The following is a 21,106-nucleotide window of genomic DNA, read 5'->3' as shown; positions in this document are numbered from 1 at the left end:
TCGATCATGAATGCCGTCATCGCCAGAGGCGCCCACACGCAGCAGTGGCGCGGCCTCATCGAGGAGTACCGCGACCGCCTGCCGGTCAGCGACGCGACGCCCGTGGTCACCCTGCTGGAGGGCGGCACGCCGCTCGTCCCGGCCCGGGTGCTCTCCGAGCGCACCGGCTGCGACGTCTACCTCAAGGTCGAGGGCGCCAACCCGACCGGGTCCTTCAAGGACCGCGGCATGACGATGGCCATCTCGAAGGCGAAGGAGGACGGCGCCCAGGCCGTCATCTGCGCCTCCACCGGCAACACCTCCGCCTCGGCCGCCGCGTACGCGGTGCGCGCGGGCATGGTGCCGGCGGTGCTGGTGCCGCAGGGCAAGATCGCGCTCGGCAAGATGGGCCAGGCCATCATCCACGGCGCGAAGATCCTCCAGGTGGACGGGAACTTCGACGACTGCCTCACGCTCGCCCGTGAGCTGTCCGAGAAGTACCCGGTGGCACTGGTCAATTCGGTCAACCCGGTGCGCATCGAGGGTCAGAAGACCGCGGCCTTCGAGATCGTCGACATGCTCGGCGACGCCCCCGACATCCACGTCCTGCCGGTCGGCAACGCGGGCAACATCACCGCGTACTGGAAGGGCTACCGGGAGTACGCCGCGGACGGCATGTCCACCCGCAAGCCGCGGATGTGGGGCTTCCAGGCGGCCGGTTCGGCCCCGATCGTCGACGGCGCCCCGGTGCTCAAGCCGGAGACCCTGGCGACCGCCATCCGCATCGGCAACCCGGCCTCCTGGGACTTCGCGCTCACCGCGCGCGACGACTCCGGCGGCCTGATCGACAAGGTCACGGACCGTCAGATCCTGACCGCCTACCGCCTGTTGGCGTCGCAGGAGGGCGTGTTCGTCGAGCCGTCCTCGGCGGCCGGCGTGGCGGGCCTGCTGGCCAAGGCGGAGGCCGGACTGGTCGACCCGGGCCAGCGCATCGTCTGCACCGTGACCGGCAACGGCCTCAAGGACCCGGACTGGGCGGTCGCCGGTGCGCCGCAGCGCCCGGAGATCGTGCCGGTCGACGCGTACGCCGCGGCCCAGCGCCTCGGACTGCTCGACTGACGGCCGCGCGACGCCCGACACGGCGGGCCGACCCTTTCGGGGGTCGGCCCGCCGTTGTGTGCGGATGACACGTACGTGTTGATTCATCCGCGATTTCCCCGCCCATTTCCCTGCCGTTTTCGGCCGGAAACGGCAACACGGCGGACCAATGGGGAGCGGGGTGTACCGCTGTGGAACCTCTCTTCGATAGGCTGGTTCCGACGGGACACGCGTGGACGCGTGCTCTCCCGCTCCGCCGGGTCCTGTAGTCCAGGGTCCGCAGCCGTACCACCGCTGGCCCCACCCCACCGGGCAGCCCTCACTCCCCAGGAGAGTCCACCGCATGGCCGGTCCTGCGTTCCGTGCCGCCGCCGTCCGGGTCCGGGTCCCCGCGACCAGCGCCAACCTCGGCCCCGGCTTCGACGCCTTCGGACTCGCCCTGGGGCTCTACGACGACGTCGTCGTCCGGGTCGCCGACTCCGGGCTCTCCGTCGACATCGCGGGCGAGGGCGCCGACAACCTCGCGCGTGACGAGCGCCACCTGGTCGTCCGCTCGATGCGGGCCGCCTTCGAGCGGCTCGGCGGACAGCCGCGCGGCCTGGAGGTCGTCTGCGCCAACCGCATACCGCACGGCCGCGGCCTCGGCTCCTCCTCCGCCGCGATCTGCGCCGGCATCGTCGCCGCCCGCGCCGTCACCATCGGCGGCAACTCCGCGCTGGACGACGACGCGCTGCTCGACCTGGCCTCCGAGATCGAGGGCCACCCGGACAACGTCGCCGCCTGCCTGCGGGGCAACTTCACGGTGGCCTGGACGGCCGAGGACGGCGCGCACACCATCGTGCTCGACCCCTCCGACCGGGTCGTCCCGGTCGTCTTCGTGCCCGCGACCGAGGTGCTCACCGCTACCGCCCGCGGCCTGCTGCCCAAGACCGTCCCGCTCTCCGACGCCGCGGTCAACGCCGGCCGGGCGGCACTGCTCGTGGAGGCCCTCACCCGCCGTCCCGAGCTGCTGCTGACCGCCACCGAGGACCGCCTCCACCAGGACTACCGGGCCTCCGCGATGCCCGACAGCGCCGCCCTCGTGGCCGCGCTGCGCGCGCAGGGGGTGCCCGCCGTCATCTCCGGCGCCGGCCCCACCGTGCTGGCCCTCTCCGACGAGGCGGGCGCCGACAAGGTCCTCGGCCTCGCCGGACCCGAGTTCGCCGCGAACCGGCTGGAGTTGGACCGCACCGGCGCCTGCGTCCTGCCGCTCGACGTGTGAGCGGAAACGGCACGCGGACGGACCCGCGGGGACGGACACGATTGACAAGAACTGGGCTGGGGAATGTGTCAGGGGGTCGGTAGTGTTAACCTCAATGCTGCACCAGGTGCCCTCCGGGGCCCGGTGCGCCGCGTCCCGATCCCGCCCCTTCAGGTTCGCAGTGTTCGCACCTGCAGGGTCCGGAAGGACGGGACCACGATTTTCCGGGAGCCCACCACGGCGCGTACGCAGCCTGCCTGCGCGACTGCGGCGCATCCCGAAGCCGTGACGGCACCTGACTCCCACCCGCGGCCTCCGGACTGAGGCACGGGCGGGCGGAGCCCGAGGTACCGCCACGCGGCGGGGGCCCGGGAACCACAACAGGCAGCGAGGCCGGCACGAGACCGGCCCACCGCGCCGATTCGCACCACAGTGCACCGCACATCGCAGCTTCTCCCGATCGGCTGGTCCTTTCGGGGGACAACCGCCTCGGACCAGCGTGATTCGGCGTTGGTCAGGACAGCACAACCGGTCGCCGAGCCAGACAGGCCGACGTCCGCTCCAGGGAAGGACCCTTAGTGAGCGACACCACCGATCTGATGGGCGCGCGCCCGGACGCCGAAGCGTCGGACGCAGCCGCCGCCCCCGCGGCCCCGGCGAAGCGCCGTCGCAGCGCTGCCGCAGGCCTCGACGGCCTGGTCCTGGCCGAGCTTCAGAAGCTCGCCACGGGCCTCGGTATCAGCGGTACCGGACGGCTGCGCAAGAGCCAGCTCATCGAGGCGATCAAGGAGAAGAGCGGCGGCGACCCGCTGCTCGCCTCCGCCGCCGCGCCCGCTCCGGCCGCCAAGCGCGCCGCCGCCAAGGCCGCCGCCCCGGCGGAGGAGGCGCCCGCCGCCGCCCCGGCCGCCGCCGAGAAGCCGGCCCGCCGCACCCGTACCGCCCCCGCCGCGGCCGCTGCCGCCGAGGAGCAGCCGCAGGCCCAGATCGACATCCCGGTCCAGGCCGCCGCGGAGGCCGCTCCGGTCCGCGCCGAGCGCACCCGCCGCCGTGCGACCTCCGCCGCGGGCGCCCCCGTCGCCGAGGCCGCCGAGTCGGCCGGTGCGGTCGTCGCCGAGGCCAAGGCGGAGACCCGTTCCGAGACCAGGACGGCCGAGCCGCGCGCGTTCGACGGCGAGGGCCGCACCGAGCGCCGCGACCGTCGTGACCGTCGTGACCGCCGCGACGTGGGCGAGCGCACCGAGGCCGTCGAGGCCCAGGACGCCGACTCGCGCGAGTCCCGCCGTGACCGCCGCAACCGCCGTGACCGCGACCGGGCCGAGCGCCAGGGCGGTCAGGGCGGCCAGGGCGGCGGCCAGGGCGGTCAGGGCGGCGGCCAGCCGCAGCAGCAGGGCGGCAGCACCCAGCAGGAGCAGGCCCCCCGCCAGGGCGGCCAGTCCGCCGGGCAGGGCCAGCAGCAGTCGCAGGCCGGCGGCTACGACGACGACGAGTTCGGCGACGGCCGTCGCGGCCGTCGCGGCCGCTACCGCGACCGCCGGGGCCGCGGCACCGGCACCGGCAGCGGCCGTCGCGAGGGCTTCGACACCGGCGCCCCCGAGCCGCAGATCGGCGAGGACGACGTCCTGATCCCCGTCGCGGGCATCCTCGACATCCTCGACAACTACGCGTTCGTGCGGACCTCCGGCTACCTGCCGGGTCAGAACGACGTCTACGTCTCGCTCGCCCAGGTGCGCAAGCACGGCCTGCGCAAGGGCGACGCCATCACCGGGGCGGTGCGCCAGCCCCGCGACGGCGAGCGCCGCGAGAAGTTCAACGCGATGGTGCGCCTCGACTCGATCAACGGCATGGACTCGGAGGGTTCCCGCAACCGTCCCGAGTTCGGCAAGCTGACCCCGCTCTACCCGCAGGAGCGGCTGCGCCTGGAGACGGACCCGGGCGTGCTGACGACCCGGATCATCGACCTGGTGTCGCCGATCGGCAAGGGCCAGCGCGGTCTGATCGTCGCCCCGCCGAAGACCGGCAAGACGATGATCATGCAGGCGATCGCCAACGCGATCACCCACAACAACCCCGAGTGCCACCTGATGGTCGTCCTGGTCGACGAGCGTCCGGAAGAGGTCACCGACATGCAGCGGTCGGTGAAGGGCGAGGTCATCTCCTCGACCTTCGACCGCCCGGCCGAGGACCACACCGTCGTCGCCGAGCTCGCCATCGAGCGTGCCAAGCGCCTCGTGGAGCTGGGCCACGACGTGGTGATCCTGCTCGACTCGATCACCCGCCTGGGCCGCGCCTACAACCTGGCCGCGCCCGCCTCCGGCCGCATCCTGTCCGGTGGTGTCGACTCGACCGCGCTCTACCCGCCGAAGAAGTTCTTCGGCGCCGCGCGCAACATCGAGAACGGCGGCTCGCTGACGATCCTCGCCACCGCCCTGGTGGAGACCGGCTCCCGCGCCGACGAGGTCGTCTTCGAGGAGTTCAAGGGCACCGGCAACATGGAGCTCAAGCTCGACCGCAAGCTCTCCGACAAGCGGATCTTCCCCGCGGTGGACGTCGACGCGTCGTCCACCCGCAAGGAGGAGATCCTGCTCGGCAAGGAGGAGCTGGCGGTCACCTGGAAGCTCCGCCGGGTGCTGCACGCGCTGGACTCGCAGCAGGCCATCGAGCTGCTCCTCGACAAGATGAAGCAGACCAAGAGCAACGCCGAGTTCCTGATGCAGATCGCCAAGACCACTCCCGGTTCCGGCGACTGACGGGCCTCGTCCCCGGGTGGGCCCCGGACCGCTTCGGCGGTCCGGGGCCCACCCGTTTTCCGGTGCCGCGGCGGGCGCCGGCCGTCCACCGGTCGGCGGACGGGGGATTCCCTTATGCTCGAATGACCCGTTCGAGAGAAATGGGATGAAATGACCGATGAGCCGAAGCCCCGCAGCAGGCGTCGCCGCGTCCTGCGGATCGCGGTGTTCTCGGCGGTCGGACTGCTGCTGATCGGCGCCGGCGCGGCCGGCTACGCCTACTGGAAGCTCAACGGCAACATCCGCAGCGTCGACATCGACAACCAGCTCGGCACCGGACGCCCGCCCGCCTCCGTCGGCGGCGCCTTCAACCTGCTGGTGCTCGGCTCGGACTCCCGGGCCGGCGCGAACGGCTCGCTGGCCGGCGGCGCGGTCGGCGACGGCGCCCGCTCGGACACCGCCATGGTCGTGCACGTCAACCGCGAGCACAGCGCCGCGTCGGTGGTCAGCATCCCGCGGGACACCCTGGTCGCCCGGCCGGCCTGCACGTCCCCCGAGGGGGACCCCGTGGCGGCCGCGCGCAGCGCGATGTTCAACTCGGCGTACGAGGTCGGCGGGCCCGCGTGCGCGGTGAAGACCGCCGAGAAGCTGACCGGCCTGCGGATGGACCACTTCGTCGAGATCGACTTCGCGGGGTTCGCCAAGCTGGTCGACGCGATCGGCGGGGTGGACGTCACCACCACCGTCGCCATCTCCGACCAGGACAGCGGCCTGCACCTGGCGCCCGGCCACCACCACCTGGCCGGGGCCGAGGCGCTGGCCTTCGTCCGCACCCGGCACGGCGTGGGCAACGGCAGCGACCTCGGCCGGATCGAGCTCCAGCAGCAGATGGTGCGGTCGATCATGGAGCAGGTGGGCACGGTCGGGGTCACCTCCAACCCGGCCCGGATGTGGTCGCTGGCCGACAAGCTCACCAGCGCGATGACGACCGACTCCGACCTCGCCTCGGTCAGTGCCCTGGTGGGCCTCGCGAACACGCTCAAGGGCATCGGCCCCGCCCAGCTGACGATGGTCACCCTGCCGGTCGTCACCGCCCCCGTGGACCCCAACCGGGTGGTTCCGCGCACGCCCCAGGCCGGGCTGCTGTGGGCCTCCCTGCAGGCCGACACGGGGGTGCCGGAGGCGGTCGTCAGCGTCCAGCCGTCCAACCCGGCCGACACCACCCCGAGCGCCCCGGCCGCGTCGGGCGTCCGGGCCCCGGCCGGGGGCGGCCCGCGGGAATAGCCGCACCCGTCTCCCGGTTTGGGAAGATGCGGCCGGTGCTGGCACACTGGTCCGTCGGTCCCGGTTCACGTGCGGCTGCCTGCTGCCGACCCGGGTCCCTCCCGATCACTAGGAGATTCCCTTGAAGGCCAACGTTCACCCCGAGTACGTCGTGACCAACGTGACCTGCACCTGCGGCAACCAGTTCACGACCCGCTCGACCGAGACCAGCGGCGAGATCCGCGCCGAGGTCTGCTCCGCCTGCCACCCGTTCTACACCGGCAAGCAGAAGATCATGGACACCGGCGGTCGCGTGGCCCGCTTCGAGGCCCGCTTCGGCAAGAAGCTCAGCGGCGGCAAGGCCTAGCGCTTCCACGGCGCCGGTCTCGGCGCTCCCGCATCACCGCGGGGGCGCCGGGCCGGCGCCGTTCGCATCTCCGTCCCAACCGCACCCCCGGGAAGTAGGCCCATCCGATGTTCGAGGCAGTCGAAGAGCTCCTCGTCGAGCACGCCGCCCTCGAGATGCGGCTCGCCGACCCGGCGGTCCACGCCGACCAGGCCAACGCCCGCAAGGCCGCGAAGCGCTACGCCGAGCTGACCCCGATCGTCACGGTCTACCGCGCCTGGCGCCTGGCGGGCGAGGACATCGAGACCGCCCGCGAGTTCGCCACCGAGGACCCGGACTTCTACGCCGAGGCGAAGACCGCCGAGGCGCGCCGTGACGAGCTCACGGAGGAGCTCCGGCTGCTGCTCGTGCCGCGCGACCCCAACGACGACAAGGACGTCATCCTGGAGGTCAAGGCGGGCGAGGGCGGCGAGGAGTCCGCGCTGTTCGCCGGCGACCTCCTGCGGATGTACCTGCGGTTCGCCGAGCGGGTGGGCTGGAAGACCGAGCTCATCGACGCCAACGAGTCCGACCTCGGCGGCTACAAGGACGTCTCCGTCGCCGTGAAGACCCGCGGCGGGGCCGAGCCCGGCCAGGGCGTCTGGGCCCGCCTCAAGTACGAGGGCGGCGTGCACCGCGTGCAGCGCGTGCCGGCCACCGAGTCGCAGGGCCGCATCCACACCTCCGCCGCGGGCGTGCTCGTCACCCCGGAGGCCGAGGAGGTCGAGGTCGAGGTCCACGCGAACGACCTGCGGATCGACGTCTACCGCTCGTCGGGCCCCGGCGGTCAGTCCGTGAACACCACAGACTCCGCCGTCCGGATCACCCATCTGCCGACCGGTATCGTGGCTTCCTGCCAGAACGAGAAGAGCCAGCTCCAGAACAAGGAGTCGGCCATGCGCATCCTGCGGTCGCGGCTGCTCGCCGCCGCCCAGGAGGAGGCCGAGCGGGAGGCCTCGGACGCGCGCCGCAGCCAGGTCCGCACCGTCGACCGCTCCGAGCGCATCCGCACGTACAACTACCCGGAGAACCGCATCTCCGACCACCGCACCGGCTTCAAGTCGTACAACCTGGACCAGGTCCTGGACGGCGACCTGACCCCGGTGATCCAGTCCTGCGTGGACGCCGACGCAGCGGCCAAGCTGGCCGCCGCCCAGGAGAACTGAGTACGAGGGGTCGGTCGGATGAACCTGCTGCTCGCCGAGGTGGCCCAGGCCACCCAGCGGCTGGCCGCCGCCGGGGTGCCGTCACCGCGCTTCGACGCGGAGGAACTCGCGGCGTACATCCACGACGTCAAGCGCAGCCAGCTGCACACCGTCGCGGACGCCGACTTCGACGCCCGGTACTGGGCGGCCGTCTCGCGGCGCGAGGCCCGTGAGCCGCTCCAGCACATCACCGGGCGGGCGTTCTTCCGCTACCTGGAGCTCGAGGTCGGCCCCGGCGTCTTCGTGCCCCGGCCCGAGACCGAGAGCGTCGTCGAGTGGGCCATAAACGCGGTCCGCGACATGGACGTCGCCGAGCCGCTCGTGGCCGACCTGTGCACCGGCTCCGGCGCGATCGCGCTCGCCCTCGCCCAGGAACTGCCGCGCTCCACCGTGCACGCCTTCGAGCTCGACGAGGGCGCGCTGGCCTACACCCGGCGCAACGTCGCGGCCAGCCCCGACCGGGCCCGCGTCTCCCTGCACGAGGGCGACGCCACCCGCGCGTTCGAGGGCGAGCCCGGCTGGGACGGCCGCTTCGACCTCGTGATCAGCAACCCGCCGTACATCCCGCTCACCGAGTGGGAGTACGTGGCGCCCGAGGCCCGCGACCACGACCCGCAGATGTCGCTGTTCTCCGGCGAGGACGGCCTCGACACCATCCGCGGCATCGAGCGCGTCGCCGCCCGGCTGCTGCGCCCGGGCGGTGCGGTGGTCATCGAGCACGCCGACACCCAGGGCGGCCAGGTGCCGTGGATCTTCAACGAGGAAGCCGGCTGGACGGACGCCGCCGACCACCGCGACCTCAACAACCGCCCGCGCTTCACCACCGCCCGGAAGGCGACGCTGTGAGGCCCCGGCCGGAGCCGGCGGTGCGCAGCACCGCCCCGTGGATTTCGTGAGTTCACCGTGTTCGCTGTGATGTTCGGAAGGGGACCGCACCGATGAGCCGCCGCTACGACTGTGCCGATACCGGGGACCGCGCCACCGGACTGCGCGAGGCCGCCTCGGCGATCCGCCGCGGCGAGCTCGTCGTGATGCCGACCGACACGCTGTACGGCGTCGGTGCCGACGCGTTCTCCCCGGAGGCCGTCGCCGCCCTGCTGGACGCCAAGGGCCGCGGCCGGTCCATGCCGTCCCCGGTGCTCGTCGGCTCGCCGACCACCCTGCACGGCCTGGTCACCGACTTCTCCGAGCAGGCCTGGGAGCTCGTCGACGCCTTCTGGCCCGGCGGCCTGACCCTCGTCGCCCGGCACCAGCCCTCGCTGCGCTGGGACCTCGGCGAGACCCGCGGCACCGTCGCGGTGCGGATGCCGCTGCACCCCGTCGCCCTGGAACTGCTCAACACCACCGGCCCGCTCGCCGTCTCCAGCGCGAACAAGACCGGCGGCCCGTCGCCGGCCACCTGCGACGAGGCCCAGGAACAGCTCGGCGACACCATCTCGGTGTACCTCGACGGCGGCCGGGCCGACCACGCGACGGCCTCCACCATCGTCGACGTCACCGGCAAGATCCCCGTCGTGCTGCGGGCCGGCGCGATCAGCGTCGAGCAGCTGAGGGAGGTCGTCCCGGACCTGGAGGCCGGCAGTTGACCGCTGCGTCGCTGTACGCCGCGGGTCCCGGAATATCCCCGTACGCGGTGGTTTCCCCCCGCCCGGTGGACGGCTTCCGGATCCTCTTCGTCTGCACCGGCAACGTGTGCCGCTCGCCCATCGCGGAACGGCTCACCCGCCACGAGCTCGACGCCCGGCTCGGCGACGCCTCCGGGCGGTTCGTGGTGGAGAGCGCCGGCACCTGGGGCCACGAGGGCGCACCGATGGAGGTGCACGCCGCCACCGTGCTCGGCGAGTACGGGGTGGACAGCGCCGGCTTCGCCGGCCGTGAGCTGCTCGACGAGCACGTCATCGACGCCGACCTGGTGCTCACCGCGACGCTCGACCACCGGGCGCAGGTCATCTCCATGGGCCACTCGGCCGGGCTGCGGACCTTCACGCTGAAGGAGTTCACCCGGCTCGTCCGCCGGATCGACCCCAGCACGCTGCCCGACCCGCGCGGCGGCGCGCAGCTGCCCGAGCGCGCCCGCGCCCTCGTGCGGGCCGCCGCCGCGCTCCGCGGCTGGCTGCTCGCGGCCTCGCCCGAGTCGGACGAGGTGGACGACCCGTACGGTGCGCCGATCGGCATGTTCCGCAACTGCGGCGAGGAGATATTCGGCGCGCTCGACCCGGTGGTCACCGCGCTCACGGGCGTGCACGGGCGCGTCTGAACCCCCGCGGCCGTCCCGCGGCCGCCCGGGCGTCCCGCCGGCCCCCGCCCGGGGTGCGGCGGGCGGTGCTGCCGGGGCGTGCGCGTACCCGGCGGGCGCGCGGGACGGCCGCAGGCCCCGATCGAGGTCCGGTACGCGTGGGGGAGTACAGGGGATCGCGTGAAGGAAGCGTGATCGAACAGTGCCTTTCCCGCGAGGCCCGACCCGCCCGACCCTGACGGCGGTACGCCGTGCCGCGTGGGCGGGCCCGCCCGGAGGCCCCGACCTACGCTGGAAGGATCCACCCGCCGCTGCCCGGGAGCTGCGCCATGTCCGTCATCCACGCCGAGCAGGGCCCCACCGACACCCGCGCCGCCGGCGGAGCGCCCTGGCAGCCCTCCGAGGCCCTCCGGACGGCGGACCCGCTCCTCGCCGACCTGCTCTCCGCCGAGGCCGAGCGGCGCACCGAGAGCCTGCAACTGCTCGCCGGCGAGAACGTCACCAGCCCCGCCGTGCTCGCCGCCCTCGGCGGACCGCTGATCGACAAGTACGCCGAGGGCTACCCGGGCCACCGCCACCACACCGGATGCGCGCTCGCCGACACCGCGGAACTGCTCGCCGTCGACCGGGCCCGCGAGCTGTTCGCCGCCCCGCACGCCAACGTCCAGCCCCGGTCAGCGACTTCGGCGATGCTGGCGGCCTACGCGGCACTGCTGCGGCCCGGCGACGTCGTCCTCGCGATGTCCCTGGAGCACGGCGGCCACCTCAGCTGCGGCTCCCGCGCCAACTTCTCCGGCCGCTGGTTCGACTTCGTCGGCTACGGCGTCCGCGAGCACGACGGCCTCGTCGACCTCGACCAGGTGCGCGAGCTCGCCCACCGCCACCGCCCCAAGGCGATCATCGCCGGCGGCATCTCCTACCCCCGGCACATCGACTGGGCCGGCTTCCGCGCCGTCGCCGACGAGGTCGACGCCTACCTCGTCGCCTCGGCCGCCCAGACCACCGGCCTCGTCGCCGCCGGCCTCGCCCCCTCCCCGGTGCCCTACGCCGACGTCACCGTGGCCGCCACCCACAAGCTGCTCCGCGGCCCCCGCGGCGGGATGCTGCTCTGCACCGCCGAACTGGCCGACCGGGTCGACCGCGCCGTCTTCCCGTTCACCCAGGGCGGCGCGGCCATGAACGAGGTGGCCGGCAAGGCCGTCGCCCTCGCCGAGGCGGGCACGCAGGAGTTCGCCGCCTACCTCCGGCGGGCCGTCGACGGCGCGCGGGCCCTCGCCGCGGCCCTCGCCGGGCACGGTGTGCCGCCGACGACCGGCGGCACCGACACCCACCTGGTCACGGCGGACGTCAGCCCGCTCGGGCTCAGCGGCGTCGAGGCGGAGCGCCGCTGCGCCGCGGCCGGGCTCATGCTCGGCAAGTGCGCCCTCCCGTACGACCCGGCGCCGGCCGCCGAGGCCTCCGGCATCCGGCTCGGCACCGGCGCCGCGGCCGCCCAGGGCATGGGGCCCGTCGAGCTCGCCGAGGTCGGCGCCCTGATCGGGGAGCTGCTGAGCGGCGGACCGCAGCCCCGGATCACGGACCGGGTGCGCGCGCTCGCCCGGTCGTTCGCGGTCCGGTACTGACACCGGCCGGGGTCGGCCGGCCGACGCGGCCGGGCCAGTCCGCTGGGCCAACCCGCTGGGCCAACCCGCTGGGCCAACCCGGCCGGCCCGGCCCGGGCGGGCCCCGGACGGAAGCCCGGCGGAGGGCCCGGGGAGGGCCGGCGGCCGCGGTCGGGACCCCCGCCGGGGGTGGCGTCCGCCACTGTTCGGGCCGCAGGGAGAACCGCGGTGCACATCCCGCCCGTCCCACTCAATAAGGTGTGAGGGTGGCGACGCACCTCGAACCCCGAACTCTCCCGGGAGTACCCTGCGTACTCATCCGTCGGACCGCGCTGCAGGAGGCCAGTGGTGCGTGAGTATCTCCTGGTGCTGTTCGTCACCGCAGCCGTGACGTACCTGCTGGTCAGCCCGGTGCGGAAGTTCGCCATCGTCGCCGGGGCCATGCCGCCGGTGCGCGCGCGCGACGTGCACCGCGAGCCCACCCCGCGGCTCGGCGGCATCGCGATGTTCGGCGGCCTGTGCGCGGGCCTGCTGGTCGCCTCGCAGCTCACCACCATCGGCCGGCTGTTCATCCAGAGCGCGGACGTCCGTGCGCTGCTGTCGGGCGCCGGGATCATGTGGATCCTCGGCGTGCTGGACGACAAGTGGGGCGTCGACGCCCTGGTGAAGCTGGGCGGTCAGATGATCGCCGCGGGCGTCATGGTCTGGCAGGGCGTGACGGTCATCTCGATCCCCGTGCCCGGCGTCGGCCCGGTCGCCGTCACCCCCACCCAGGGCATGATCATCTCGGTGGCGCTGGTCGTCGTCATGGTCAACGCGGTCAACTTCATCGACGGCCTCGACGGCCTCGCCGCCGGCATGGTCTGCATCGCCGCGATCGCGTTCTTCCTCTACTCCTACCGGCTGTGGATCGGCTACGGCGTCAACGACGCCGCGCCCGCGGTGCTCTTCAGCGCCGTGCTGATCGGCATGTGCCTCGGCTTCCTGCCGCACAACCTGCACCCCGCCCGGATCTTCATGGGCGACTCCGGCTCGATGATGCTCGGCCTGATGCTGGCCGTCGCCGCCATCTCGATCACCGGCCGCGTCGACCCCGACCTGGTCACCGCCGTCACCGGATCGCAGACCGCCACCGTGCACGCCCTCGTGCCGATCTACATCCCGCTGCTGCTGCCGCTGACCGTCATCGCGCTGCCGCTCGCCGACCTGCTGCTCGCCGTGGTCCGCCGCACCTGGGCCGGGAAGTCGCCGTTCGCGGCCGACAAGCAGCACCTGCACCACCGCCTGCTGCAGGTCGGGCACTCGCACAGCCGCGCCGTCCTGATCATGTACTTCTGGGCCGCGCTCATCGCCTTCGGCACCGTCGCGTTCTCCATCGCCAACACCGGCCGCACGGTCGTCCTCGCGTTCGCCGGACTCTGCCTGATCGGCCTCGTGGTGCTGCTGATGCCGCGCTTCCGGCCGCACGCGCCACGGGCCGTGCAGGCGATCGTCCCGCCGCGCTACCGCAAGGCCCGGCGGTCCGCCGAGGACGACGCGGTGGAGACCGCCGGGGAGGCGCCCGAAGCCGGCGAGGAGCCCGCCGGCGCCCCGGCGATGGCCGAGCTCTCGGCCAAGGACAAGGCCCTGCTGAGCAGGGTCGGCAGCGGCGCCACCGCGGTCGGCGCCCGGGGCCGCACGAAGAGCTGACGGCCGCTCAACAAGGCTCACCCGCACGGCGGCACCCTTGGACCAACGGTGTGACAGGTACCACACGTTCATGGTAAAGCTCTCATCAAATAGTTTGTGATACCGTTCACGAGTACCGAGAACACGCCGAAAAGAACCGACAGGTGGAGTGCTTCCGCCCCCGGTCGGTCTTCCTCGTCCGGCTCGCTGTCGAGCGGCCGGCCTGCGGCTGTGGACCTCGGTGCGGTGTCACCACCGCACACATGCGCCCGTCCCCCCGTCACCGACATGCCGCCGGAGCTGCCGACATGCCGTCCCCCGACGCCCGGATCATCCGCGGCGCCGCAATCCCCACTGCGGTCGCCGGCGTGATCGCCGCTGCGATCTCCACCGCCGTCGTGGGGACGAAGGGGTTGATCGGCGCCGTCTTCGCCACACTCCTGGTGATGGCGTTCTTCACCTTCGGCCAGGTCGCACTCGACCGGCTGACCCGGAACAATCCGCAGATCCTCATGGCAGCGGCGCTGTTGGTGTACACCACGCAGATCCTGCTGATCGCGATCGTTCTCGCCGTGTTCAAACACACGACACTCTTCGACACCAAGGTCTTCGGCTTCACGCTGCTGGGCTGCGCCCTGGTCTGGACGGCTTTCCAGGTGCGCGCCGCCATGAAGGCGAAGATCTACTACGTCGACCCCGAATCCCGCGACGACAAACCGAAATCGGGGCGTCAACCGTGAAGGGGGCAGGCTGTCCCCCTCGCACGGGGGGCGGTGTTTATGCCCTCCTGACGGACTGCTATCGTCCGTCCCAACAACGGAGTACGGGATGCGGCCAGGTCCCTCCGATCATCGGACGGATCGCCCCCCGACTCCACGAAGTCTTCGAAGATCCCGCGGCAGGGATACGCGCCGTGCAGGGTCCGCGAGACATCCATCAAGTTCCAGTGCCGCTCCGTGGCCCAAGGCCGCGCCGACACACCGAGGTTGCCGTAACCATGCGTCATGACGAAGGAGTCTGTGGTGGGTGCTGACGTACAGCTCGCCTCTGAGGCCGGGTGCCACCTGTTCTCCGGTTGCGGCTTCCCGGCACCGGGCCTGAACGAGTTCGACTTCGAGCCGATCTTCACGGTCGGAGGCATCGAGTTCAACAAGCCGATGCTGCTCTCGATCATCGTCGCGATGCTCGTGGTCGTGTTCTTCTGGGCCTCCTTCGCGAAGCCGAAGCTCGTCCCCGGCAAGCTCCAGCTCGTCGGTGAGATCGGCTACGACTTCGTGAAGCGAAGCATCGTGCTGGAGACGATCGGCAAGAAGGGCGAGAAGTACGTCCCGATGCTCGTCTCGATGTTCTTCTTCATCTGGCTGATGAACATCATGTCGATCATCCCGTTCGCCCAGTTCCCGGTGACGGCCGCGATCGCCTTCCCCGCCGGCCTCGCAGCCGTCGTGTGGGTCACCTACATGAGCCTGACCTTCAAGAAGCACGGCTTCGTGGGCGGCCTGAAGAACCTCTGCTGGCCGTCGGGCATCCCCGGCTGGGTCATGTTCATCCTGGTGCCGATCGAGTTCTTCTCGAACATCTTCGTGCGCCCCTTCACGCTCGCGGTCCGAGCCTTCGCGAACATGTTCGCCGGCCACCTGCTGATCGTGATGTTCTCCATCGCCTCCTGGTACCTGCTCAGCCCGAGCCTCGGCGCGCTCTACGGCACGGCGTCCTTCGTGGTCACCATCGGCCTCACCGCCTTCGAGCTGCTGGTCCAGTTCCTGCAGGCCTACATCTTCGTGATGCTGGCCAGCAGCTACATCGCCGGTGCCCTCGAAGAGGCGCACTGAGCACCGCAGCCCCGAGGCTGCGTCCCGAACTCCCGGTGGCCAACACCCACCGGTACCCCATCCCGCAAAGGATTAGCTGAGATGTCCGCTCTCGCTGAGGTTTCCGGTTCCGTCGCGTCCATCGGCTACGGTCTCGCCGCGATCGGCCCCGGCATCGGTGTCGGCCTGATCTTCGGCAACGGTGTCCAGGCGATGGCCCGTCAGCCCGAGGCTGCCGGCCTGATCCGCTCCAACATGTTCATCGGCTTCGCGCTGACCGAGGCGCTGGCGCTCATCGGCATCGTCATGCCGTTCGTGTTCGGTGTCTGATTCCGGCACACCGGTAGCCCTTTTCGACGAAAGGTTCTGATATGAACCCCGTGGTCTTCCTCGCGGAAGAGGAGAAGATGAACCCTCTTCTCCCCGCGTGGCCCGAGGTCATCATCGGCCTGATCTGCTTCTTCATCGTCTTCGGCATCCTCGGCAAGAAGCTCCTCCCCAGCATCGAGAAGGTGCTGTCGGAGCGTCGGGACGCCATCGAGGGCGGCATGGAGCGTGCGGAGGCCGCTCAGGCCGAGGCTCAGGCCCTGCTGGAGCAGTACCGTGCCGAGCTCGCCGAGGCACGTCACGAGGCCGCTCGGATCACCGAGCACGCCCGTGAGCAGGGTGCTGCCCTGGTCGCCGAGATGCGCGAGGAGGGCCAGCGTCAGCGCGAGGCCATCGTCGCCGCCGGCCATGCCCAGATCGACGCGGACAAGAAGCAGGCGACCGCCGCCCTGCGCCAGGACGTGGGCTCGCTGGCCTCCCAGCTGGCCTCCCGCATCGTGGGTGAGTCCCTTGAGGACCACGCCCGCCAGAGCGGCGTCATCGACCGGTTCCTCGGCGAGCTCGAGGCCAAGGCCGCTGCATCGGCGGGCGCCAAGTGATCGGCGCCAGCCGCGAGGCGCTGGCCGCCGGCCGCGAGAACCTCGAGAGCCTGACCGACAACACTTCGGTGGACGCGGCCAAGCTCGCCGAGGACCTCACCGCCGTCACCACCCTGCTGGACCGCGAGGTCTCGCTGCGCCGCGTGCTGACCGACCCCTCGCGGTCGGGCCAGGACAAGGCCGGCTTCGTCACCACGCTGCTGTCCGGCCAGGTCTCCGGCGAGACGGTCGACCTGGTCTCCGGACTGGTGCGTTCGCGCTGGTCCGGCGGCCGCGACCTGGTCGACGCGGTGGAGGAGCTCTCGGCGTACGCCGAGATCATCGCCGCCGACCGCGCCGGCACGCTGGACGACGTCGAGGACGAGCTGTTCCGCTTCGGGCGGATCGCCTCGGGCTCGCACGACCTGCGGTCCGCACTCACCGAGCCCAAGGCAGGCAAGGCCGCCAAGGCCGCGCTGGTCGCCAAGCTGCTCGGTGGCCGGGCCAACGCGGGCACCGTCCGCCTGGTCGTCTCCCTCGTGGCGGCCCCCCGTGGCCGTAGCCTGGAGCAGGGCCTGGAGTCCTACGCCAAGCTCGCCGCGGCCCGCCGCGGCCGTGTGGTGGCCCTGGTCACCACGGCCGTCCCGCTGTCGGACGCCCAGAAGGAGCGGCTCGCCGCCGCCCTGGCCGGGCTGTACGGCAAGCAGGTCCACCTGAACATCGACGTCGACCCCCAGGTCGTCGGCGGCATCCGGGTCGAGATCGGCGACGAGGTCATCGACGGCACGGTGTCGAGCCGCCTTGAAGGCGCTCGTCAGGGCCTCGAGGGCTGACCAACCCCCCCCAGAGCATCATCCGACCCTCGGTCGGGCGTCGGTTCACACCAGGTGAGCCGGCAAATCGTACGGCCGGTTCACCCGACCCGGCCGAGAGTCGAGTACTTGCGGCCCTCAATGGCGGGCCGAGGATCGCAAACTAGGAGAGCAGGGAAGCCTGATGGCGGAGCTTACGATCCGTCCGGAGGAGATCCGGGACGCGCTGGCCGACTTTGTCCAGTCGTACCAGCCGGACGCGGCCTCGCGTGAAGAGGTCGGCACGGTCACCGAGGCCATGGACGGCATCGCCAAGGTCGAGGGCCTGCCCTCGGTCATGGCCAACGAGCTGCTGAAGTTCGAGGACGGCACCCTCGGCCTCGCACTGAACCTCGACACCCGTGAGATCGGTGTCGTCGTCCTCGGTGAGTTCTCGGGCATCGAGGAGGGCCAGCGGGTGCAGCGCACCGGCGAGGTCCTCTCCGTCCCGGTCGGCGAGGGCTACCTCGGCCGCGTCGTGGACCCGCTGGGCAACCCGATCGACGGCCTGGGCGACATCGCCTCGACCGGTCGTCGTGCCCTGGAGCTGCAGGCCCCCGGCGTCATGGTCCGCAAGTCGGTCCACGAGCCGATGCAGACCGGCATCAAGGCCATCGACGCGATGACCCCGATCGGCCGCGGCCAGCGCCAGCTGATCATCGGCGACCGCCAGACCGGCAAGACCGCGGTGGCGATCGACACGATCATCAACCAGCGCGACAACTGGCGCTCCGGCGACCCGAAGAAGCAGGTCCGCTGCATCTACGTCGCCATCGGCCAGAAGGGCTCGACCATCGCGTCGGTCCGTGGCGCCCTGGAGGAGGCCGGCGCGCTGGAGTACACCACGATCGTGGCTGCTCCCGCCTCCGACCCGGCCGGCTTCAAGTACCTCGCCCCGTACACCGGCTCGGCCATCGGCCAGGAGTGGATGTACGACGGCAAGCACGTCCTCATCATCTTCGACGACCTGTCGAAGCAGGCCGAGGCCTACCGCTCCGTCTCCCTGCTGCTCCGCCGCCCGCCGGGCCGCGAGGCGTACCCGGGTGACGTCTTCTACCTGCACTCCCGCCTGCTGGAGCGCTGCGCGAAGCTCTCCGACGCGCTGGGCGCGGGCTCGATGACCGGTCTGCCGATCATCGAGACCAAGGCCAACGACGTGTCGGCGTACATCCCGACCAACGTCATCTCCATCACCGACGGCCAGTGCTTCCTGGAGTCCGACCTGTTCAACGCCGGCGTCCGCCCGGCCGTGAACGTCGGCATCTCGGTCTCCCGCGTCGGTGGCTCCGCCCAGATCAAGGCCATGAAGTCGGTCGCCGGCCGTCTGCGCCTGGACCTGGCCCAGTACCGCGAGCTGGAGGCGTTCGCCGCCTTCGGTTCCGACCTGGACCCGGCCTCCAAGGCCCAGCTGGAGCGCGGCGCGCGCATGGTCGAGCTGCTCAAGCAGGGCCAGTACCAGCCGTTCCCCGTCGAGGAGCAGGTCGTCTCCATCTGGGCCGGTACCACCGGCAAGCTGGACGACGTCCCGGTCGCCGAGATCCGCCGCTTCGAGCGCGAGTTCCTCGACCACCTGCGCCTGGAGCACAAGGGCATCCTCGCCGGCATCGTCGAGACCCAGAAGCTGGAGGACGGCGCCATCGAGGCGCTGACCACCGCGATCCAGGGCTTCAAGCAGGGCTTCACGACGGCCGACGGCAAGCTCCTGTCCGAGCAGGCCTGAGTCCGGTAACGAGGGAAAGGACGTAACGACCCATGGGAGCACAGCTTCGGGTCTACAAGCGCCGGATCCGCTCTGTCACCGCGACGAAGAAGATCACCAAGGCGATGGAGATGATCTCCGCGTCGCGCATCGTCAAGGCGCAGCGCGCGGTGGCCGCCTCCACTCCGTACGCCGACGAGCTCACCCGGGCGGTGACGGCGGTGGCCACCCGGTCCAACGCCAAGCACCCGCTCACCACGGAGAACCCGCAGGCCACCACGGCCGCAGTCCTGCTGATCACGGCGGACCGCGGCCTGGCCGGCGGCTACTCGACCAACGCCATCAAGCAGGCGATCGCGCTCACCGCGCGGCTGCGTGCCGAGGGCAAGGACGTGGTGACGTACGTCGTCGGCCGCAAGGGTGTCTCGTACTACAACTTCCGCAACCTGACCGTTGCGGGGTCGTGGACGGGCTTCTCCGACAAGCCGTCGTACGGTGACGCCAAGATCGTGGCGAGCGACCTCATCGAGGCGGTCACCGCGGAGACCGGCGGCGTGGACGAGCTGCACCTGGTCTCCACCAAGTTCGAGTCGATGCTGACGCAGACGGCGGTCGACGCCAGACTGCTGCCGCTCCGGCTGGACGAGGTCGAGCTCAGCGACGCGTCGAAGGCCACGAGCCAGATCTTCCCGCTGTACGACTTCGAGCCGTCGGCGGAGGGCGTCCTCGACGCCCTGCTGCCGCGGTACGTCGAGAGCCGGATCTACAACGCGCTGCTGCAGTCGGCCGCCTCGGAGCACGCCGCTCGCCGGCGCGCGATGAAGAGCGCGACCGACAACGCGGGAGAGCTCATCAAGTCGCTCACGCGGCTTGCCAACTCGGCCCGTCAGGCCGAGATCACCCAGGAAATCAGCGAGATCGTCGGTGGCGCCAACGCGCTTGCCGACGCTAGCCGCGGGAGCGAATGAGTATGACCACCACAGTTGAGCCGACCACGGCGACGGGCCGCGTCGCGCGGGTCATCGGCCCGGTCGTCGACGTGGAGTTCCCCGTCGACGCGATTCCGAACATGTTCAACGCCCTGCACGTCGAGGTGGACAGCCCCGACGGCACGGGCAAGAAGGTCCTCACCCTGGAGGTCGCGCAGCACCTCGGCGACGGCATGGTCCGCGGCATCTCGATGCAGCCGACCGACGGCCTCGTCCGTGGCGCGCAGGTCTCCGACACCGGTTCGGCCATCTCCGTGCCGGTCGGCCAGATCACCAAGGGCAAGGTCTTCAACGCCCTCGGTGAGGTGCTGAACGTCGACAAGGACGAGTTCGAGTCCCAGGTCGAGGTCCGCTGGCCGATCCACCGCAAGGCTCCGGAGTTCAAGGACCTCGAGTCCAAGACGGAGATGTTCGAGACCGGCATCAAGGTCATCGACCTTCTCACCCCGTACGTCCAGGGTGGCAAGATCGGTCTGTTCGGTGGTGCCGGTGTCGGCAAGACCGTTCTGATCCAGGAGATGATCTACCGCGTCGCCGAGAACTTCGGTGGTGTGTCGGTGTTCGCCGGTGTCGGCGAGCGCACCCGTGAGGGCAACGACCTCATCCACGAGATGGTCGACTCGGGCGTTCTGGACAAGACCGCGCTGGTCTTCGGCCAGATGGACGAGCCGCCGGGCACCCGCCTGCGCGTCGCGCTCTCCGCGCTGACCATGGCGGAGTACTTCCGTGACGTGGAGCAGCAGGACGTCCTGCTCTTCATCGACAACATCTTCCGGTTCACCCAGGCCGGTTCCGAGGTGTCGACCCTGCTCGGCCGCATGCCCTCCGCGGTGGGCTACCAGCCGAACCTGGCCGACGAGATGGGCCTCCTCCAGGAGCGCATCACCTCGACCCGCGGTCACTCGATCACCTCGATGCAGGCGATCTACGTCCCCGCGGACGACCTGACCGACCCGGCGCCGGCCACCACCTTCGCCCACCTCGACGCGACGACGGTTCTCTCCCGTCCGATCTCCGAGAAGGGCATCTACCCGGCCGTCGACCCGCTGGACTCCACGTCCCGCATCCTGGACCCGCGGTACATCGCGCTGGACCACTACGACACGGCCATCCGTATCAAGGGGATCCTGCAGAAGTACAAGGACCTCCAGGACATCATCGCGATCCTCGGCATCGACGAGCTGTCCGAGGAAGACAAGATCACGGTGCAGCGTGCCCGCCGCATCGAGCGCTTCCTCTCGCAGAACACCTACGTGGCGAAGCAGTTCACCGGTGTCGAGGGCTCGACCGTGCCGCTGTCGGAGACCATCGAGGCCTTCAACGCGATCGCGGACGGCAAGTACGACCACGTCCCGGAGCAGGCGTTCTTCATGTGCGGTGGCATCGATGACCTCGAGCGCAACGCTGCCGAGCTGCTGAAGAAGTGATCGGACCGGCCGACGGCTGAGTG

The 21,106-nt window shown here is 71.2% G+C and carries 19 protein-coding genes; all 19 read left to right on the top strand.

Annotation, left to right across the window (positions count from 1 at the left end; genetic code table 11):
- Window positions 1-6 precede the first annotated feature (6 nt).
- Entirely contained in the window at window positions 7-1,098 is a 1,092-nt protein-coding gene (thrC, locus tag OG335_RS14825) for a threonine synthase (RefSeq protein ID WP_405011574.1), read from the top strand.
- Between the two features lie 322 nt (window positions 1,099-1,420).
- A complete protein-coding gene (thrB, locus tag OG335_RS14820) occupies window positions 1,421-2,338 on the top strand; it encodes a homoserine kinase (RefSeq protein WP_405011573.1) in 918 nt (305 codons plus the stop codon).
- A gap of 557 nt (window positions 2,339-2,895) precedes the next feature.
- The gene (gene rho / locus OG335_RS14815; RefSeq protein ID WP_405011572.1) at window positions 2,896-5,064 is read left to right on the top strand and encodes a transcription termination factor Rho; all 2,169 of its coding nucleotides are present in this window, start codon (window positions 2,896-2,898) and stop codon (window positions 5,062-5,064) included.
- Window positions 5,065-5,214: 150 nt separating this feature from the next.
- The gene (locus OG335_RS14810) at window positions 5,215-6,327 is read left to right on the top strand and encodes an LCP family protein (RefSeq protein ID WP_405011571.1); all 1,113 of its coding nucleotides are present in this window, start codon (window positions 5,215-5,217) and stop codon (window positions 6,325-6,327) included.
- Window positions 6,328-6,448: 121 nt separating this feature from the next.
- On the top strand, window positions 6,449-6,673 hold the full coding sequence (gene rpmE / locus OG335_RS14805) for a 50S ribosomal protein L31 (protein WP_405011570.1): 225 nt from the start codon (window positions 6,449-6,451) through the stop codon (window positions 6,671-6,673).
- Between the two features lie 107 nt (window positions 6,674-6,780).
- Window positions 6,781-7,857: a peptide chain release factor 1 gene (prfA, locus tag OG335_RS14800; protein ID WP_405011569.1), complete on the top strand. Its 1,077-nt coding sequence runs from the start codon at window positions 6,781-6,783 to the stop codon at window positions 7,855-7,857.
- Between the two features lie 18 nt (window positions 7,858-7,875).
- On the top strand, window positions 7,876-8,742 hold the full coding sequence (gene prmC, locus OG335_RS14795) for a peptide chain release factor N(5)-glutamine methyltransferase (RefSeq protein ID WP_405011568.1): 867 nt from the start codon (window positions 7,876-7,878) through the stop codon (window positions 8,740-8,742).
- Between the two features lie 92 nt (window positions 8,743-8,834).
- Window positions 8,835-9,482 (top strand): L-threonylcarbamoyladenylate synthase, encoded by a 648-nt coding sequence (locus OG335_RS14790; protein WP_405011567.1) that lies wholly within the window; start codon window positions 8,835-8,837, stop codon window positions 9,480-9,482.
- 47 nt (window positions 9,483-9,529) lie between these two features.
- Window positions 9,530-10,153 (top strand): protein-tyrosine-phosphatase, encoded by a 624-nt coding sequence (locus OG335_RS14785; RefSeq protein ID WP_405011566.1) that lies wholly within the window; start codon window positions 9,530-9,532, stop codon window positions 10,151-10,153.
- 308 nt (window positions 10,154-10,461) lie between these two features.
- On the top strand, window positions 10,462-11,754 hold the full coding sequence (gene glyA, locus OG335_RS14780; RefSeq protein ID WP_405011565.1) for a serine hydroxymethyltransferase: 1,293 nt from the start codon (window positions 10,462-10,464) through the stop codon (window positions 11,752-11,754).
- A 327-nt stretch (window positions 11,755-12,081) separates the two neighbouring features.
- Window positions 12,082-13,422: an MraY family glycosyltransferase gene (locus OG335_RS14775; protein ID WP_405011564.1), complete on the top strand. Its 1,341-nt coding sequence runs from the start codon at window positions 12,082-12,084 to the stop codon at window positions 13,420-13,422.
- 287 nt (window positions 13,423-13,709) lie between these two features.
- The gene (locus tag OG335_RS14770; protein ID WP_405011563.1) at window positions 13,710-14,141 is read left to right on the top strand and encodes a hypothetical protein; all 432 of its coding nucleotides are present in this window, start codon (window positions 13,710-13,712) and stop codon (window positions 14,139-14,141) included.
- A 264-nt stretch (window positions 14,142-14,405) separates the two neighbouring features.
- Window positions 14,406-15,233, top strand: coding sequence for a F0F1 ATP synthase subunit A (gene atpB / locus OG335_RS14765; protein WP_405011562.1), 828 nt, complete (start codon window positions 14,406-14,408; stop codon window positions 15,231-15,233).
- Window positions 15,234-15,314: 81 nt separating this feature from the next.
- Window positions 15,315-15,542 (top strand): ATP synthase F0 subunit C, encoded by a 228-nt coding sequence (atpE, locus tag OG335_RS14760; RefSeq protein ID WP_355650837.1) that lies wholly within the window; start codon window positions 15,315-15,317, stop codon window positions 15,540-15,542.
- Between the two features lie 41 nt (window positions 15,543-15,583).
- Complete coding sequence (locus OG335_RS14755) at window positions 15,584-16,138, top strand: F0F1 ATP synthase subunit B (protein WP_405011561.1); 555 nt, start codon at window positions 15,584-15,586, stop codon at window positions 16,136-16,138.
- Entirely contained in the window at window positions 16,135-16,950 is an 816-nt protein-coding gene (locus OG335_RS14750) for a F0F1 ATP synthase subunit delta (protein ID WP_405011560.1), read from the top strand. Before OG335_RS14755 ends, OG335_RS14750 begins: the two co-directional genes overlap by 4 nt.
- Window positions 16,951-17,113: 163 nt before the next feature.
- Window positions 17,114-18,688, top strand: coding sequence for a F0F1 ATP synthase subunit alpha (gene atpA, locus OG335_RS14745; RefSeq protein ID WP_405011559.1), 1,575 nt, complete (start codon window positions 17,114-17,116; stop codon window positions 18,686-18,688).
- A 32-nt stretch (window positions 18,689-18,720) separates the two neighbouring features.
- Window positions 18,721-19,635 carry a F0F1 ATP synthase subunit gamma gene (locus OG335_RS14740; protein WP_405011558.1) on the top strand — a complete coding sequence of 305 codons (915 nt, stop codon included), beginning with the start codon at window positions 18,721-18,723 and terminating at the stop codon, window positions 19,633-19,635.
- Window positions 19,636-19,637: 2 nt separating this feature from the next.
- Window positions 19,638-21,083, top strand: a complete 1,446-nt coding sequence (gene atpD, locus OG335_RS14735) for a F0F1 ATP synthase subunit beta (protein WP_405011557.1) — start codon at window positions 19,638-19,640, stop codon at window positions 21,081-21,083.
- The last annotated feature ends 23 nt before the right edge of the window (window positions 21,084-21,106 follow it).

Source organism: Kitasatospora sp. NBC_01539, from assembly GCF_045040525.1.
Classification (GTDB): Bacteria; Actinomycetota; Actinomycetes; order Streptomycetales; family Streptomycetaceae; genus Kitasatospora.
Note: the sequence above shows the minus strand (reverse complement) of the source record. Positions and strands in the feature narration are given on the sequence as shown.

What these genes read in the sequence shown, in the direction of transcription:
- OG335_RS14755 (WP_405011561.1), top strand. Translation starts at nt 15,584, where the DNA reads ATGAACCCCGTGGTCTTCCTCGCGGAAGAGGAGAAGATGAACCCTCTT.
- atpA (WP_405011559.1), top strand. Translation starts at nt 17,114, where the DNA reads ATGGCGGAGCTTACGATCCGTCCGGAGGAGATCCGGGACGCGCTGGCC.
- thrB (WP_405011573.1), top strand. Translation starts at nt 1,421, where the DNA reads ATGGCCGGTCCTGCGTTCCGTGCCGCCGCCGTCCGGGTCCGGGTCCCC.
- thrC (WP_405011574.1), top strand. Translation starts at nt 7, where the DNA reads ATGAATGCCGTCATCGCCAGAGGCGCCCACACGCAGCAGTGGCGCGGC.
- OG335_RS14770 (WP_405011563.1), top strand. Translation starts at nt 13,710, where the DNA reads ATGCCGTCCCCCGACGCCCGGATCATCCGCGGCGCCGCAATCCCCACT.
- prfA (WP_405011569.1), top strand. Translation starts at nt 6,781, where the DNA reads ATGTTCGAGGCAGTCGAAGAGCTCCTCGTCGAGCACGCCGCCCTCGAG.
- atpE (WP_355650837.1), top strand. Translation starts at nt 15,315, where the DNA reads ATGTCCGCTCTCGCTGAGGTTTCCGGTTCCGTCGCGTCCATCGGCTAC.
- atpB (WP_405011562.1), top strand. Translation starts at nt 14,406, where the DNA reads ATGACGAAGGAGTCTGTGGTGGGTGCTGACGTACAGCTCGCCTCTGAG.
- prmC (WP_405011568.1), top strand. Translation starts at nt 7,876, where the DNA reads ATGAACCTGCTGCTCGCCGAGGTGGCCCAGGCCACCCAGCGGCTGGCC.
- atpD (WP_405011557.1), top strand. Translation starts at nt 19,638, where the DNA reads ATGACCACCACAGTTGAGCCGACCACGGCGACGGGCCGCGTCGCGCGG.
- glyA (WP_405011565.1), top strand. Translation starts at nt 10,462, where the DNA reads ATGTCCGTCATCCACGCCGAGCAGGGCCCCACCGACACCCGCGCCGCC.
- OG335_RS14740 (WP_405011558.1), top strand. Translation starts at nt 18,721, where the DNA reads ATGGGAGCACAGCTTCGGGTCTACAAGCGCCGGATCCGCTCTGTCACC.
- OG335_RS14790 (WP_405011567.1), top strand. Translation starts at nt 8,835, where the DNA reads ATGAGCCGCCGCTACGACTGTGCCGATACCGGGGACCGCGCCACCGGA.
- OG335_RS14810 (WP_405011571.1), top strand. Translation starts at nt 5,215, where the DNA reads ATGACCGATGAGCCGAAGCCCCGCAGCAGGCGTCGCCGCGTCCTGCGG.